General features: G+C 61.7%; 16 protein-coding genes and 1 pseudogene. 4 read left to right on the top strand and 13 right to left on the bottom strand.

What is annotated here, in order from left to right:
• Positions 1–130: 130 nt before the first annotated feature.
• The 10 genes and pseudogenes from ACF8K2_RS20075 to ACF8K2_RS20030 form a co-directional block, all read right to left on the bottom strand.
• On the bottom strand, positions 131–1,411 hold the full coding sequence (locus ACF8K2_RS20075; RefSeq protein ID WP_392467211.1) for a hypothetical protein: 1,281 nt from the start codon (positions 1,409–1,411) through the stop codon (positions 131–133).
• A gap of 46 nt (positions 1,412–1,457) precedes the next feature.
• Positions 1,458–2,204: a hypothetical protein gene (locus ACF8K2_RS20070; RefSeq protein ID WP_186554329.1), complete on the bottom strand. Its 747-nt coding sequence runs from the start codon at positions 2,202–2,204 to the stop codon at positions 1,458–1,460.
• 36 nt (positions 2,205–2,240) lie between these two features.
• Positions 2,241–2,921, bottom strand: a complete 681-nt coding sequence (locus ACF8K2_RS20065) for a C39 family peptidase (RefSeq protein WP_186554330.1) — start codon at positions 2,919–2,921, stop codon at positions 2,241–2,243.
• Positions 2,922–2,983: 62 nt separating this feature from the next.
• Entirely contained in the window at positions 2,984–4,537 is a 1,554-nt protein-coding gene (locus ACF8K2_RS20060; RefSeq protein WP_392467209.1) for a heme utilization protein, read from the bottom strand.
• Positions 4,538–4,587: 50 nt separating this feature from the next.
• Positions 4,588–5,160, bottom strand: coding sequence for an adhesin (locus ACF8K2_RS20055; protein WP_264232611.1), 573 nt, complete (start codon positions 5,158–5,160; stop codon positions 4,588–4,590).
• Position 5,161: 1 nt separating this feature from the next.
• Positions 5,162–5,599: a hypothetical protein gene (locus ACF8K2_RS20050; protein WP_264232613.1), complete on the bottom strand. Its 438-nt coding sequence runs from the start codon at positions 5,597–5,599 to the stop codon at positions 5,162–5,164.
• Between the two features lie 297 nt (positions 5,600–5,896).
• Positions 5,897–6,448: an AAA family ATPase gene (locus tag ACF8K2_RS20045; protein ID WP_392467206.1), complete on the bottom strand. Its 552-nt coding sequence runs from the start codon at positions 6,446–6,448 to the stop codon at positions 5,897–5,899.
• Positions 6,445–7,011, bottom strand: a complete 567-nt coding sequence (gene pnuC / locus ACF8K2_RS20040) for a nicotinamide riboside transporter PnuC (RefSeq protein ID WP_392467205.1) — start codon at positions 7,009–7,011, stop codon at positions 6,445–6,447. The genes ACF8K2_RS20045 and pnuC overlap by 4 nt, the downstream gene beginning before the upstream one ends.
• Before the next feature lie 191 nt (positions 7,012–7,202).
• A complete protein-coding gene (locus tag ACF8K2_RS20035) occupies positions 7,203–7,937 on the bottom strand; it encodes a methyl-accepting chemotaxis protein (RefSeq protein WP_392467260.1) in 735 nt (244 codons plus the stop codon).
• A 138-nt stretch (positions 7,938–8,075) separates the two neighbouring features.
• Positions 8,076–8,747: pseudogene (locus ACF8K2_RS20030) on the bottom strand (cache domain-containing protein); the annotation flags it as partial.
• A 391-nt stretch (positions 8,748–9,138) separates the two neighbouring features.
• On the opposite strand from ACF8K2_RS20030, the gene ACF8K2_RS20025 reads away from it, so the two are divergent.
• Entirely contained in the window at positions 9,139–9,969 is an 831-nt protein-coding gene (locus ACF8K2_RS20025) for an undecaprenyl-diphosphate phosphatase (protein ID WP_186554337.1), read from the top strand.
• 10 nt (positions 9,970–9,979) lie between these two features.
• Positions 9,980–10,417 carry a DUF1294 domain-containing protein gene (locus tag ACF8K2_RS20020; RefSeq protein WP_392467258.1) on the top strand — a complete coding sequence of 146 codons (438 nt, stop codon included), beginning with the start codon at positions 9,980–9,982 and terminating at the stop codon, positions 10,415–10,417.
• On the opposite strand, the gene ACF8K2_RS20015 is transcribed toward ACF8K2_RS20020, so the two are convergent.
• On the bottom strand, positions 10,410–10,769 hold the full coding sequence (locus ACF8K2_RS20015) for an MmcQ/YjbR family DNA-binding protein (RefSeq protein WP_186554339.1): 360 nt from the start codon (positions 10,767–10,769) through the stop codon (positions 10,410–10,412). The two genes, ACF8K2_RS20020 and ACF8K2_RS20015, sit on opposite strands and share 8 nt — an antisense overlap.
• Positions 10,762–11,664 (bottom strand): LysR substrate-binding domain-containing protein, encoded by a 903-nt coding sequence (locus tag ACF8K2_RS20010; protein ID WP_186554340.1) that lies wholly within the window; start codon positions 11,662–11,664, stop codon positions 10,762–10,764. Before ACF8K2_RS20010 ends, ACF8K2_RS20015 begins: the two co-directional genes overlap by 8 nt.
• Before the next feature lie 132 nt (positions 11,665–11,796).
• Here ACF8K2_RS20010 and ACF8K2_RS20005 point away from each other — a divergent pair, with 132 nt between their 5' ends.
• The gene (locus tag ACF8K2_RS20005; protein WP_392467203.1) at positions 11,797–12,408 is read left to right on the top strand and encodes an FMN-dependent NADH-azoreductase; all 612 of its coding nucleotides are present in this window, start codon (positions 11,797–11,799) and stop codon (positions 12,406–12,408) included.
• A gap of 179 nt (positions 12,409–12,587) precedes the next feature.
• Positions 12,588–13,619, top strand: a complete 1,032-nt coding sequence (locus ACF8K2_RS20000) for an alpha/beta hydrolase family protein (protein WP_392467201.1) — start codon at positions 12,588–12,590, stop codon at positions 13,617–13,619.
• On the opposite strand, the gene ACF8K2_RS19995 is transcribed toward ACF8K2_RS20000, so the two are convergent.
• Positions 13,596–14,777, bottom strand: coding sequence for an MFS transporter (locus ACF8K2_RS19995; protein WP_186554343.1), 1,182 nt, complete (start codon positions 14,775–14,777; stop codon positions 13,596–13,598). The genes ACF8K2_RS20000 and ACF8K2_RS19995 overlap by 24 nt on opposite strands.
• Between the last annotated feature and the right edge of the window lie 167 nt (positions 14,778–14,944).

Below are 14,944 nucleotides of genomic sequence, written 5' to 3'. Positions count from 1 at the left end.
TTTCCTTATTGCCATTAAAACGTCACACATCCGTGCTCGATGATAACAGGCCAGGGTCAGGAAAGCGGTTGGCTACAAGCCTGGTTACCAAAAGACGGACCCGCCAAGCAGGTCCGTACGCTTGGCAAACTCAGAAGTAATAAGGGAATTTCAGGCTGAAGGAGAAGTCTGGCGAGTCGTCGGTCAGGCCAATCGAGAGGTTGGGCACGATGGTTAGGTTGTCGGTTGCGGCGAAGGTCATGCCGATGTTGAAGTTTGCCGCGTTGTAGTCGCTGTTGGGCACGTCCTGCCAGTCGCCGCCATCGGGTTTGATCTTGCTCTTGGTGGCAAATTGGTCGGACACCGAGAATGACATACTCATTTTTTCGTTCAAGGCAAAGGCAATACCGGCACCGATCTGCCAAGAGTCACCGAGCTTCACGTCCCCTGCGACTTTACTGTTGACCTGCGGGCTGATGTCGCTGAACGAGTCCTGCATGTTGTAGGTGTAGGACAAGCTGGCAAACAGCACCGCCGGGTCGAAGGTCTTGACCAGCGAGATACCCGGGGTGATCGACCAGACACCATTGCCGGTCGGCAGGCTTTCAGGCACCGACAGGTTATCGTTGGTCGGGTCGTTGACCAGCTTGATGCCGTAGGGGTCTTTGCCGGTAGGCGCCTTGACCCGCAGTGTGGCCACCGCATCGGGCCAGTTTTCCGACTCATCGAGGAATTTATAGGCGACCCCGAAGTTGACATCGCCAATGGTCGGGTCGCGGGTGACGGTGGCATCGGAGGTAACTGGGCCTGCACCACCGGCGCCGCCAGATGAGTAGGTGGATTCGCGGTAGACCACCGGTACGTTGACGTCGAATTGCCAGCGCTGATCGAGGTTGTAGCGGGCCGTCAGGTCCAAGGTCCAGTTATCGGCCTTGATCCGGTCAAGGTTGATATTGCCCAGGAATATCGAGTCCAGCGCCAGGAAACCATTGAGCACCAGGGCTCGGGTATCGTAGTGGGTGTAGGTCAGGCCGGTTTCGACGCTGAACTTGCCGCCGCCGAAGAAGCCACTGGCCTCGTCATACAGGTTCGATACGCTTTGCGCAGGTTCGGAATCTTCCTTGAGCGATTGGCCGTATGAGCTGCCGCTAGTGCCTGGCGCGCCTGCGGCAACGCTCTGGCCGCCCCGTACGGTTTCGGCAGGGGATTTGGTCAGGCGCTTGGGTGCAGGGGGTGCGGGTGCTTCCTCAACCTGGCGAACGCGCTGTTCAAGCACCATCAGCGCGTGTTGCTGGGCTTCGTAACGTTGTTTCAACTCCATCAGTTCTTGTTTTAGGGCTTCGACTTGAGGGTCGGGTGCTGCATAGAGCAATGCGGCTGGAGTCAGGCTACCCAAACAGACGATAGCTCTGAAGGTTAACGATCGGTGCATGGGTTAGCCGTCCCTTCTGACTACATTTGATGAGACAGAGCGTAGATCAGAATCCGAGAGTACGAAGGCCTTTGAGCTGGTCTAGGTTGCCGCTCACCGACCCGGCTGCCGAGACGTTGTCACGCAGCACGACATTGAGCGAAGTGAGGTTTCTGACCTGATTGCCGGCGCCGAGCAACGTGGTGTTCTGCATCAGCCCACCCTGGCCCAGGCGTTGGAAGGTGCTGCCCTGGTTATTGTTGGCATTGATGTTCAGTTGCACGCCGGTGCCGCTCGAAGACACGCTCAGCGCGCCTGCAGCATTGGCCCCGAGTACTTTGCTGCCAGCGGCCAAGGCCTCGCCCTGGGGCTGCGTAGTGGGCGCTTTGTTGCCTTTGCTGACATTGATATCAACGCCGTTGTAGGCCAGGTTATGGTCGCCGGCAGCCCGCACGATCTGGGTCACGCCCTCGGTGCTATTGAGCCCCTTGCCGCCGGTTACGCTGCCCGTGCCGGGGCCTTGGCCACGCGGTGTGCCGCTGCCTTTTTGGTTGATCATCGACACGTAGAACTGCGGCTTGATGGTCGATTGCTGGATTTGCATCGACGAGGTGGCGCCAATCACTTCGCCGTTGGCATTTTGCCAGGTGCTGGTCATGACAACCCCGAAACTGATGATCCGCCCTGGCATGACATAGCGCCCGCGCAAGTTGGCCAGCTCCTGATCCTTCAGCTCAATGGGTTTGAACGTCTCCGCCTGGAGCGGCAGGCTGGCGGCCAGGCACACCACGGCTAGCCAGGTTGAAGTCTTCATTGGATGCTCCCGGAGCGTGGTGCTCCCTTGTCATTATTAGAAGAAGTCGCTTTGGATGAATCCGAAATCCATCAACTCTGCGTCTTGCACCGGGGTGAAGTTGTTGATGCGACCTTTGACGGTCAGCGGAATGGGCGGGTCGAGCAAGGCATTGCTCTTGTCGTACCCCTGGCCGATGATGGCAAAGATGATGCCGTTCCAGCCTTTGATGAAATCTTCGACTTTGAAGCGCTTGTGACCCAGTACCGGATCACCGATATACACCCAGCCGTTGTCGACTTTTTGCATGACCACAAAATGCTTGTAGCCGCGGATGTCCATCAGGACCACGACGGGAATGCGGATACTGTGCAAGGTGTCGACGGCTACCCGGTAGCCGCGGGCGCGCATGCCGAGGGTTTCCACGTAGCGTTTCATGTCGAGCATGGAAAATCCCTGCACGCGGACCAGATCCTGATCGGCGTTAGCCAGCATGCCTTCGATGATCTGCTGTTCATCGACGTCCAGCCAATAGGCTTGGCGCAAGATGGTCGCCAGCGCGGCGGCGCCACAACTGAAGTCGGTTTTCTGTTGCACCAGATCGGCGAACTTGCGTTCGCGCACACTCTGGATGGGTTTGAATATCACCGCGCCACCCGGCAAAACGGAAAGTGGCATTTGCGCGGCTTCTGCTTGGCTTGCCAGGCAAAGCAACAGCGCCAAGGCGATAATACGCATGTTCGACGTCCCCCTGCGGATGCTGAAAAAGGCCCCCCGAAGGGGGCCTCAGGCCACAGTACTTAGAACGAGGTGTTGGAGATGGCCAGCGAGTTGCTTTGCTGGTTGCCGACACCCGAGGCCACGTTGACGCCCAGGTTGCCGCTGCCGCCATTCACCGAACCGCTCAGGGTTGCAGTGTTGGTCACAGGGTTAGCCCAGCCGATTGGAGTCAACACTTGGTACGAGATGGTGTTGCTCAGCTCATACGAGTTGGCTTCGCTGTAGCTCTTCGAAATGTCTTTCGAAGACTCGTTGGCCTTCTCGTAGGACTTCTCGAACGAGCTGGAGGCGGTCTTGTCGTACGAGGACTCACGAGACTTATCGTACGAAGAGTCACGTGCCTTGTTGTACGACGAGTCACGCGATTTGTCGTACGAAGAATCACGCGCCCTGTCGTAGGAGTAGTCACGAGACCTGTCGAACGAGGAGTCGAACGACTTCTCGAACGAAGCGTCGTAGGCGCTTTCATGCGACGTATCGATCGACGCATTCAACGAAGCGTCAAGCGAACCGCTGGCACTCTGGCTGCGAGTGCGATCGCCAAAGCCGTTGTTGACGGTGGTCGACCGGGTAGCCTCGGCGGCTGCCGTCAGGGTAGCGTCCAGCGAAGCGCTAGAGCTCGAGCTGGCGCTGCCGCTAGCCGAACCGTTGGCACTGGCGCTGTTGGAACCACTGGAGTTGGCGCTGCCCGAACCGCTGGCGCTGGAGCTGTTGGACCCACTGGCGGTCATGCTGTTGGAGCCGCTGGCAGTCATGCTGTTGGATCCGCTGGCACTCCAGCTGTTGGAGCCACTGGACGCCGAGTTTTTCGAGCCGCTGACACTGCCGCTCGAAGACGAGCTGCGATTGTCGCTGGACTCGAAGGTGCCTTCGCGCGAGAACGAGCCGCTCGAAGTCTTGGTCAGGGTCAGCGTATCCAGCCGGGTTTCACGATCGGCATAGTTGTTGACGGTCAGACCAGGGCCACTTTGATTGGCAGAAGCGGTGGCCACGGCGTTGCCAATGGGCGCATTGGTGTTAGCAATGGCCATGGTGTTTTTCTGTTGGTTGAGGTCGCCACTGGCGATGTTGACACCAACGTTGCCGTTGGCGCCGCTGGCTGATCCGCTCATGACCGCAGAGCTTTGGGTGGACCAGTTGGTGACCCGGTTGTTGTTGCTGACCTGGCGGACGTCGGCAGTGGCAGTGGCGGTGCCAAACACGAAGCTGTTATCCAGGCTTGAGTCGGAGGCCGCGTTGGCGATGGCGGCGGCGTTGTCTTGTTGGTTGCCGTTACCGGCTGCCACGTTGACCCCGACGTTGCCTGCGGCGCCTTCAGCGGAGCTGCTCATTTCAGCTTCGTTGACAGTCCCTTCGTTCCAGATGCGGTTGCCGGTACTGCTTTGACGATCGGTAGCTTCGGCAGTGGCGCTGATTGGGATGATGATCGGACGAGGGTTGTTGTTGCCGTTGTTGTGGCCGTTGTTATGGCCATTGTTGTGGCCGTTGCCACGCCTATCGTCAGCTTGTACAGCTACAGCCATGATCGCAGCAATTGCGAAAACCAGAGGCTTGATTGCCATCGAGGGTTTCATGGTGATTCTCCGTACTTTATTTTAGGTTAAGTGTTGTTATTACCTGTGGGTCAGTCCGCGACCCGGACGCTCAGGGTGTTAGCCGTTCGGTTTCCCACCCCGGCGCTCTGATTCAACTGGATCACCCCACGACTACCGGTGAAGGCCTGGTCACTCGTGGTGATCTGGCGATAGCCGGGTGCAGAGGCAGTTGCATCGGAGTTATTGATCAGCGCCACGTTTTGTTGCAGCAGGACGCTGTCATCAATGGTTTGCGGTTGCGCACTAATGCTGATGCGCAATGCGTTGGCTTGCTGGTTGCTGGCCCCCGCGCTCTGGTTGACGCCCAACGCGCCAGTGCCGTTGCTGAAGGCATCGCCCTGGATGCTCGACTTGGCATCGCGCGAAGGGTCGACCTCGCTGCGCAGGCGTTGGCGAATTTGCGTGGTAGCGCTGGCGTTATGGCCAATGGCGAAGGCTCGGGCGTTGGCTTGTTGCTGAAGGTCGCCGGCCGCCTGGTTGACGCTAAGATTGCCCTGGTACTGCGCACCGGAACGGTCAATGGTGGCGGTGTCGATGATGGGGCCTTGGGCAAAGGCCGATGCACTGCAAAGGCTGGCCAGAATCAGCAGCGTGTGCTTCATCTCATTGGCCTCCGCCGAGGATCTTCAGTGCGCCCATGCCACGCTGGACGTTCGAGTTGACCATGTTGGAGATGCCATTGCCCGAGCCTGAAGCGCGTCCACCGGCCAGGTTAGGCAACTGGTTCTGGTTGTTGATCTGCCCGCCCAGGTTGTTGGTCTGTTGGGTGATCATGGTGCTGATGCCAGAACCGCTGCTGATACCGGCAAAGTCGCCATCGCTGAGCTCATTGGTTTGCTTGAGAATGTGAGCGGAGGGATTGGTATTGACGGTGACGGGGCTTGGATCGGGGATCAGCGGTGGGCGCATGGCGTTGCGAGGCTGCACATCGCGGGTGATCACGATAACCCCGTTTTCGGCTTGGACTGGCAGACTGAGACTGGGCGCCAGGGCACAACTGAGTAGCAGCAGGCGATAGATGCCTTTATCGAATTTCCCCACGATGGCAATTCCTTCTTCAGAGCGCTGGTCCTAGTCAGCGTTGCGAGGAATAGAGCAGAAGCTGTGCCGGTTTTGCTTATTGCAGTGCAATCAACAGCTTGTGCGGTGGAATGGGGAGCGCCGGGATTTTGCTGTATCAGCGCTGAGACAATTTTTCCTGAAATACCCGCGCAGCCCAGCACGGGCGGTGCCTGAGCGGGCTTTGCCGGGGGTGTATTACCGGCTTAACACTAGCCCCATAACTGGCGAGGGAGGCCCAACTGCGGGGACTATGGCCCAGTGAGATGTATCAGCGGCTTAACACTCGGTGGGGCACGCTGCGGCTTTGCCGTTCAGTAAACGCTGCACCGCAGCGAGCACGGCAGCGCTGCGCTGCGGCCAATCACCGCCAATTACCTGCACCGGCTGCTGATGGCGCTGCAGCCAGGCATGGCTGTCGCTGAAGAACGCCTGGCGTTCGCGCAAATCGGGCTGACAGCGCTGACCATCACCGACCCAACTGACGCCCTGCGGGTCGAGCAGCAGGTGCAGATCGTAATGGCGTTCAAGCAGTGCTTGCTCGATCCATGCCGGACAATCGTTGAACAGTGCCCGGCTCCACAGCAGGTTGCTCAACAGGTGGGTGTCGAGGATCAACAACTCAGGCTGATGGGCGCGCGCGGCGTCTTCCCAGGCCAGTTGACCGCGAGCAATCGCCGGAATATCGGCGTAGCAGGTATCGCGCCCTTGCTCTTCGATAAAATGACGCACGTATTCGCCGACCAGTTCACCACCAAAGTGCGCCTGGATCTCACTGCTGAGCCAGCTCTTGCCGCTGGACTCCGGACCGCACAGCACCAGGACCTTCATGCGTTGCCCAGCGCCGGGTCACGGCGCCACTCCAGCCAACCACGCACCGCGATCACGGTTAGCACGACGAACAGTCCGGCGGTGAAGTACAGCTGCTGGTGCAGGTATTGGCCGACATAGACCACGTCGACCACCAGCCACAGCGGCCAGCATTGCACGCGCTTTTGTGCCATCCACACCTGTGCGACCAGGCTGAAACCGGTCAGGGTAGCGTCCAGCCAGGGCAGGGCGGCATCGGTCCAATGCGCCATGGCAGCGCCTAGCGCCATACTCAACAGCAGGCCCACGGCCAGCCCGGCGATTATCTGTGGGCGCGCCAGGCGCGATACCTGGCGGGCATCCTCGACCCGCTCGGGGCGCGTCCATTGCCACCAGCCATAGAGCTGCAGCAGGGCGTAGGTGGCCTGCAGGAGCATCCCCGAGTACAGCTTCACCTCGTAGAAGAACCAGCCATAGAGGGTCACCATCACCAGGCCGATTGGCCAGCACCAAGGGTTTTGCTTGACGGTGAGCCACACGGCAATGACGCCGAGCACGGCGGCGATCAGTTCAAGGCCGGACATCGGCGATCCTTGGCGGCAGGGAAAGGGCGCGATTGTAGCCTGTGGGGGCGGACAGGAGTAGCGCTCAGTGCAGGCCACGACGCGGGTAAACCTACAGGGTGTGTCGCGCGCAATTGCTGCGAACGACACCAACCCTGTAGGCGCGGGCCTGCCTGCGAAGAGGCCGGCAGCGGCGGCCTCTGCCGACGCTGTTATACCCTGAACTGCTTCAACAACTGCTCCAGTTCCTCGCTTAGGCGTGCCAGCGCCATTCCCGAATCCGTCGATTGCCGCGCCGCTTCGGCCGTTTGCAGCGACAGTCCGGCCGTCTCGGTGACATTGCGGTTGATCTCCTCGACCACATGCGACTGCTGCAAGGTAGCGCTGGCGATAGACGCGTTCAGTGCCGTGAGGTTGTGCAGTACCTGGCTGATGGCATCCAGGCTGGTGCCTGCTTCACGGGCTTGCTCGACGGTCTGGCGTGACGCCTCGCTGCTGGTGTCGATGGCTCGCACCGCCGCTTCCGACTGGCCTTGCAGGTGCTCAATCATGGTCTGGATTTCGGCGGTCGATTGCGCGCTGCGCTGGGCCAGCAGGCGCACTTCATCGGCCACCACCGCGAAGCCGCGGCCTTGCTCGCCGGCCCGAGCGGCTTCAATGGCGGCGTTCAAGGCCAGCAGGTTGGTCTGCTCGGCAATCGAGCGAATCACCTCTAGCACGCCGCCGATCTTGTTGCTGTGCCCCGCCAGTTCACGAATGACCTGGACCGCTTGATCGATGGTGGCAGACAACCGGTCGATCTGCTCCAAGCTGCCGTGAATCGCCTGTTGGCCATGGCTGACCTGCTCCTGCGCGGCGCGCATCTCGCTGGCTGCCTGTTCGGCGTTCTTGGCTACGTCCTGGACGGCATAGGTGACCTCATTGACTGCTGTCGCCACCTGATCCATCTGCAACGACTGCTGGGCGCTGCGCTCTTGAGCTTGGCCGGCGTTGTCGCCGACATGGCCGGCAGATTGGGCCAAGGCATGGGCGGTGCCCTGCAATTGACCAACCACCCCCTGCAGCTTGCCGTTGAAGCGGTTGAAGTGCTCGCCAAGGTGGGTGATCTCGTCGCGACCATGGGTGTCCAGGCGCTGGCTCAGGTCGCTTTCGCCACTGGCGATAATGCTCATGGCCTGTACCGCTTCCTGCAACGGGCGGGCAATGCTACGGGCGATCAGCATCACCAGCAGCCCCATCAACAGGGCGATACCCAGGCCCAACAGGCAGGCATCGCGAACCTGGCGGGCGAACTCGGCCTGCACGTCATCGACGTACACCCCCGAACCGATGATCCACCCCCAAGGCTTGAACAGCTGGATGTATGAGGTCTTGGCCACCGGCTCGCTGGCACCCGGCTTAGGCCAGCGGTAGTCGACGGGCCCGGCGCCCTGGCTGCGGGCCAGGGCGACCATTTCGTTGAACACGGCAAAACCATCCGGGTCACGGATGGCCGCCAGGTCCTGGCCATCGAGCTTGGGGTTGGCCGGGTGCATGATCATCTTCGGCGCCAGGTCGTTGATCCAGAAGTAGTCGTTCTGGTCGTAGCGCAGGCCGCGCACCACTTGCAGGGCTTGCTGCTGGGCGGCGTCGCGGGTGAGCGTACCGTTGGCTTCCAGGCCTTGGTAGTAGGCCAGCACCCCCGCTGCGGTTTCGACCACATGGTGGGTCTTCTCGGCCTTGGCTCGGTACAGGTCAGCATGGATCTGGCGCAGCATCAGCAACCCCAGTACCAGCAACATCGCCACTGCCACTAGCAGGATCAGCCACAAGCGGCGGCTGATCGACATCGACCTCAAGGTCTTCATTTATAAGCTACTCCCGCGTTGTTCTTGTTATTGAGATGCATCCAAGCATGCTTTGCCGTTGCTCCCCCAGTCGACCAATGGCTAGGTGTCCGGCAGGACAATCCATGATGTTTGCGCGCGAGCCTTCGGCGGGCTGCTCTGATAGCATCTCGGCCGCTTTGGATGAAACCTTTAGGCATCCGGAACAATTCAACTGGCATTGCGCCTGACAGTCGCTGTAAAACTGCCGGGCCGCGTGCGGCAATCACCAGCAAATCAAGAACAAGGGGCGTGCCACGAGCTGCGTCCCATCGGGGGAATGATGGATTTTTGGAGTGCCTTTCAGGCAATCATCTTAGGCGTCGTCGAAGGACTGACAGAGTTTCTGCCGATCTCCAGTACCGGGCACCAGATCATCGTCGCTGACCTGATCGGTTTTGGTGGCGAGCGGGCCATGGCGTTCAACATCATCATCCAGCTGGGCGCGATCCTGGCGGTGGTGTGGGAGTTCCGCCGCAAGATCTTCGATGTGGTGCTGGGGCTGTCCAGCCAAGCGCCGGCGCGTCGCTTCACGGCCAACCTGCTGGTGGCGTTCATGCCGGCAGTGGTGCTGGGCGTGCTGTTCGCCGACTACATCCACGAGTACCTGTTCAACCCGATCACCGTGGCGGCCGCCTTGGTCGTGGGCGGGGTGATCATGCTCTGGGCCGAGCGGCGTGAGCATCGTATCGAGGTCGACCATGTCGATGACATGCACTGGAGCCATGCGCTGAAGATCGGCCTGGTGCAGTGTGTGGCGATGATCCCAGGGACTTCGCGTTCCGGCTCGACCATCATCGGCGGTTTGCTGTTTGGCTTGTCGCGCAAGGCCGCGACCGAGTTCTCGTTCTTCCTGGCCATGCCAACCATGGTTGGCGCTGCGGTGTACTCGGGCTACAAATACCGGGAGCTGTTCCAGCCGGCCGATCTGCCGGTATTCGCCATCGGTTTCGTGGTGTCGTTCATCTTCGCCATGATCGCCGTGCGGGCGCTGCTCAAGTTCATCGCCAACCACAGCTATGCGGCCTTCGCCTGGTACCGCATCGTCTTTGGCCTGATCATCCTGGCGACCTGGCAGTTCGGCTGGGTCGACTGGGCGACGGCGCAGGGCTGATATGGCGCGTATGCACACTGCGGCCAGACGCGGCAATGGCGCTGAACAGGGCGTGCGCCATGCACGCCTGAAGCTGCTGATTCTCGCCGTTCTGTGCCTGTTGCCTGGCCTCGGTGCGGCGCAGATGGCCTGGAGTGGGCAGTCGTGGTTGCCATTGGCGGCCTATCCAGCCGCCAGCTTGATCAGCCTCATGCTCTATTGGCAGGACAAACAGCAGGCCCGCAGCCAGGCCTGGCGCACGCCGGAAAAGGTCCTGCATGCCAGCGAACTGTGCGGCGGCTGGCCTGGCGCCTTGCTGGCCCAGCAGCTGTTTCGGCACAAGACACGCAAGGCCTCCTATCAGCTGAGCTTCTGGGCCATCGTCGCCGTGCACCAGCTGTTTTGGTTCGATCATCTGGCGCTGCAAGGGCGCTGGCTAGGCGCGGCGGTAGCGCCGTTGTTCAGATAAGCAGCCCAAGGCGCAATCGCTTGGGCAGGCGCTGCACCACCAACTGGTGGGAGCGCTGCAGCAGATCGCACAGCGCGGTTCGGCCCATGGGGTAGGGCGGGGCCATGCTGATCCAGCGGGCTCTGGCCAGGTAGGGAGCCGGGCGCACGCCCGGAAGGTCGACATACCCCAGGAACAGCTCGTCATCGACCTTGAACGACAACCCTGCACCCGCCAGGTCGAGCACGGCAAACATCTTGTTGCCGGCCACCGAGAACACCCGGATCCCACCCCACTTGTAGTCTTCTCGCGCTCCTGGCAGGCCCAGGCAAAACTCGGCCACCTGCTCAGGGCTCATGCGTTGCTCAGACATAGCGCTCTCCACAGGCCTCGAACGAGGCCGCCAGATGGTCGATCCACACCCGCACCGCCGGCAGCACGCCCCGCCGGTGTGGGTACACCGCCTGCAGCCAGCCGCCCGGCAGCGACCAGTCGGGCAACAGGCGCACCAACTCACCGCGCTCCAGCTCTTCTTCGCAGTACATGCTCGGCAGCGCTGTGAAGCCCAGCCCGGCCAGCACCGAGGCCTTGCGTACGACAAAGTCATCGATGGCCAGGCGCGGCTCCAAGGCCAGGTCCTGCTGACGCCCACCAGGGCCAAACAAGCGCAGATGCACCAATCGATCAGCCTCGGCCGCGCCCAACACCGGTAGGCTGGCCAGCTGCGAAGGCTCACTGATGCCGTCGGCAAAGCCTGGCGCGGCAACCAGATGCATCTGCGCCTGGCGCAAGCGGCGGGTGACCAAGGCCGGGTCCTCGTCGCCCAGGTCGCGCACCCGCAGGGCCACGTCGATGCCTTCGGAAATCAGGTCGACCCGGCGATTGAGCAGGACCATGTCCAACTGCACCAGCGGGTGCAACTCCAGAAAACGGCTGATCACCTCCGGTAAAAAGGCATGCGCCAAGGCCACCGGGCACGATACCCGCAAGCGCCCGCGTGGCTCACTGGTCATGCTGGCGACGGCTTCATCAGCCATCTCCGCTTCCAGCAGCATGGCCTGGCAGTGATGCAAATAGCGCTCGCCCACCGCCGTCAGCTTGAGTTGACGCGTGGTGCGTTGCAGCAAGCGGGTGCCCAGGCGCTCCTCCAGCTCGGCGATGCGCCGCGACAGGCGCGATTTGGGGATACCCAGTTGGCGGCCGGCGGCGGCAAAGCCACCAGCCTCGACCACGCGGGCAAAGTAAAACAGGTCGTTGAGATCTTGCATGTGCAAACCCATTGTTCCATCAGTAGGACAAACTAATGCATTTTTGCCGACTTATCAGCTATTCGATGGTTGTATAGGATTCTCTCCATCGTGATCGCCCACTACCGCGGTCGTCATTCACAGGAGAGTCCCATGAAACTGTTGCATATCGATTCGAGCATTCTGGGCGACAATTCCGCCTCCCGTCAGCTGAGCCGCGAAGTGGTAGAAGCCTGGAAAGCCGCTGATTCGAGCATCGAAGTGGTCTACCGCGACCTGGCCGCCGATGCCATCAGCCACTTCTCCGCCGCCACCCTGGTTGCCGCTGGCACCCCAGGCGAAATGCGCGATGCCGCCCAGGCTCACGAAGCCAAGCTGAGCCAGGAAACCCTGGATGAGTTCCTCGCTGCCGACGCCGTGGTGATCGGCGCGCCGATGTATAACTTCACCGTACCGACCCAGCTCAAAGCCTGGATCGACCGCATTGCTGTCGCTGGCAAGACCTTCCGCTACACCGAAGCCGGCCCAGAAGGCCTGTGCGGTAACAAAAAGGTGATCCTGGTTTCCACCGCAGGCGGCCTGCACGCTGGCCAACCGACCGGTGCTGGCCATGAGGACTTCCTCAAGGTGTTCCTCGGCTTTATCGGCATCACCGACCTGGAAATCGTCCGTGCCCACGGCCTGGCCTATGGTCCAGAGCACCGCAGCCAAGCGATCGACGCCGCTCAGGCGCAGATTGCCGGTGAGTTGTTCGTCGCTGCCTGAATGCAGTGATGTGCTGACGCCATCGCGGGGCAAGCCTGCTCCCACGCCGCTTCCTTTTAGAGGGCGGTAGCGGGAGCTGGCTCGCGCCGCGCTGGGTTGTTTCATCCAGTTTTCATCTGCTGGCCGATGCCGGGGCTTATGCTGGCGCTATCCTTCCGTTTGGCGGGGAGACGCCTGCGATGAACCGAACCCCTGTGTTGGTATCGTGCCTGTTGTTGGCCGGCCTGTTGGCTCGCGCTGACGCGGCGCCGTGGGTTGCAGGGTTGCATCATCTGCAACTGGCCGACCCGCTGGACGCCCGCCCGATGCAGGCCTTGGCGTTCTATCCCTCCACAGGTCAAGCACATCACATCCGCCTTGAAGGCTATCCGCTCACCGTAGCCGAGGACGCTCCGGTCGCGCTGGGGCAGTTCCCTTTGCTGGTCGTGTCCCACGGCAATACCGGTAGCCCTTTGGCTCTGCACGATTTAGCCAGCGCGCTGGCGCGTCGGGGATTCGTGGTGGTGGCGCTGACCCACCCGGGCGACAACGCCAGTGATCACAGTCGCCTGGGTACCTTGAGCAATCTCTACGGCCGGCCATTGCAAGTGAGCGCAGCGATCAGCGCTGCGCGTGCGGACAGCGTGCTCGGCCCCTATCTAAACGACGGCAAGGTGGGCGTGATTGGTTACTCGGCGGGGGGCGAGACGGCCTTGATCGTGTCTGGCGCCCAGCCCGACCTCGATCGTTTGCACCGTTACTGCCTGGAGCGCCCTGGTGATGCCGATGCCTGCAAGACCCACGGCGTGCTGATCGCTGATCGCAGCGAGCTGACCGCCCAGGCCGACCCCAGGGTTGGCGCATTGGTGCTGATGGCGCCGTTGAGCTTGATGTTTGGCCGGCACGCCTTGAGCGGCGTGCATGTCCCTGCGCTGATCTACAGCGGTGACAACGATCAGTTGCTGGCGCTGGATCGCAATGCCCAGGCTCTGGCGCGCAAGCTGCCGGTCACCCCCGACTATCGGTTGTTGGCAGGGGCGGGGCATTTCATTTTCATGGCGCCCTGCGATGCCGAGCAGCATGCGCGCATGCCTGTAGTGTGCAAGGATGCCGAGGGCGTCGACCGTCGGCAGATTCATCACTCGCTACAGCGCGAAACCGCCGATTTCTTTAGCCAGACTCTGGGGGCTCCAGAGCCAGGCGAGCGCTCAGCGGCGGCGAGCGAGCACTAGGGTCAGGCCCACCCCAGACAGCGCCAGCAGGGCGGCCACGCCGAAGATCGAGGCATAGCCCAGGTGCACCGCCACTGCGCCCATCACCGGGCCGGCAATTGCCAGGGCAAGGTCGAAAAACACCGCATACGCCCCCAGGCCAGCGCCACGGCTGCTGCTCGGCACCTGTTTGATCGCTTCCACGCCCAGGGCTGGATACACCAGCGACAGGCCGAATCCGGTCAAGCCCGCGCCAACCAGCGCCCAGGCAGGCGAGGGCGCAAGCCAAAGCAGGCTCAGCCCTAGCACTTCCGTCGCCATACAGCTCACAGCCACCGCATAACCGCCAAAGCGATTGACCGCATTGACGAACAGCAGCCGCGAAATGATGAAGCACACGCCGAACGCGCTCAGGCACAACGCCGCGCCCGCCCAGCCGCGCTCCAGGTAATACAGGGTGACGAAGGTGGTCAGCGTGCCATAGCCAATCGAGGCCAGGGTCAGGCCCATTCCACAAGGCGCTACTCGGGCGAACGCCGACCAGAACGGCAGGCGTTCGCCGCGTACTACCACGACGTCTGGCCGCTTGCGCAGGGCCAGCAGCGCCAGTGCCGCCAGGATCAGCAGGGCCGGCCCCAGCACGCTGAAGTCCAGGCCATCGACCATCAGCACGCCCACCGGCGCGCCGATGGCGATGGCGCCATACGAGGCGATGCCGTTCCAGGAAATCACCCGTGCGGTGTGCTCGGCGCCCACCTGGCTGATGCCCCAGCTCAAGGTGGCAACGCCGATCAAGCCTTGGGCGATGCCCAACAGCAAGCGCCCACCGAGCAGCAGTGCCAGGCTTAGCCAGGGCAGGCTCAGGGTCCAGGCCGAGAACAGGGTCAGCACCCCGCAACCGGCGATGCCAAACAAGCCGTAGCCAATGGCTCGCTTGCCACCCAGGCTGTCTGCCACCCGCCCGGCGAACGGCCGGCTGAGCAGTGTCGCCAGGTACTGCAGGCCGATGGTCACTCCAGCGATCACCGCGCCAAAACCCAGTTGGTCGTGCACATAACTGGGCAGCACCGCAATCGGCAGGCCGATGCACAGGAAGGCGATGAAGGTATAGAAGACGATCGAGAGGATCTGCTGGGTGATGGCAAAGCTATTACTGGGAGCGGGTTCTTGCGCGGTCATGGGCTCGTTCGCGGGCGGGCGGTTGGGCGTGCAAGCATCATGGCCGTAGTCTGGGATAAATGAAAGCAGGCTAACGAATTATTCGTCGGCTCGCGCTGGCCGCAGGCCGAAACGACCGCGGGGCAAGCCCACCCCCACGCACTGCGTGAGGGCCGGCTTGCCCCGCG

The sequence above is a fragment of the Pseudomonas sp. xss_2 genome (genome assembly GCF_043104195.1).
GTDB classification, from domain to species: Bacteria; Pseudomonadota; Gammaproteobacteria; order Pseudomonadales; family Pseudomonadaceae; genus Aquipseudomonas; species Aquipseudomonas urmiensis.
This window is presented reverse-complemented; position numbering and strand designations above follow the sequence as displayed.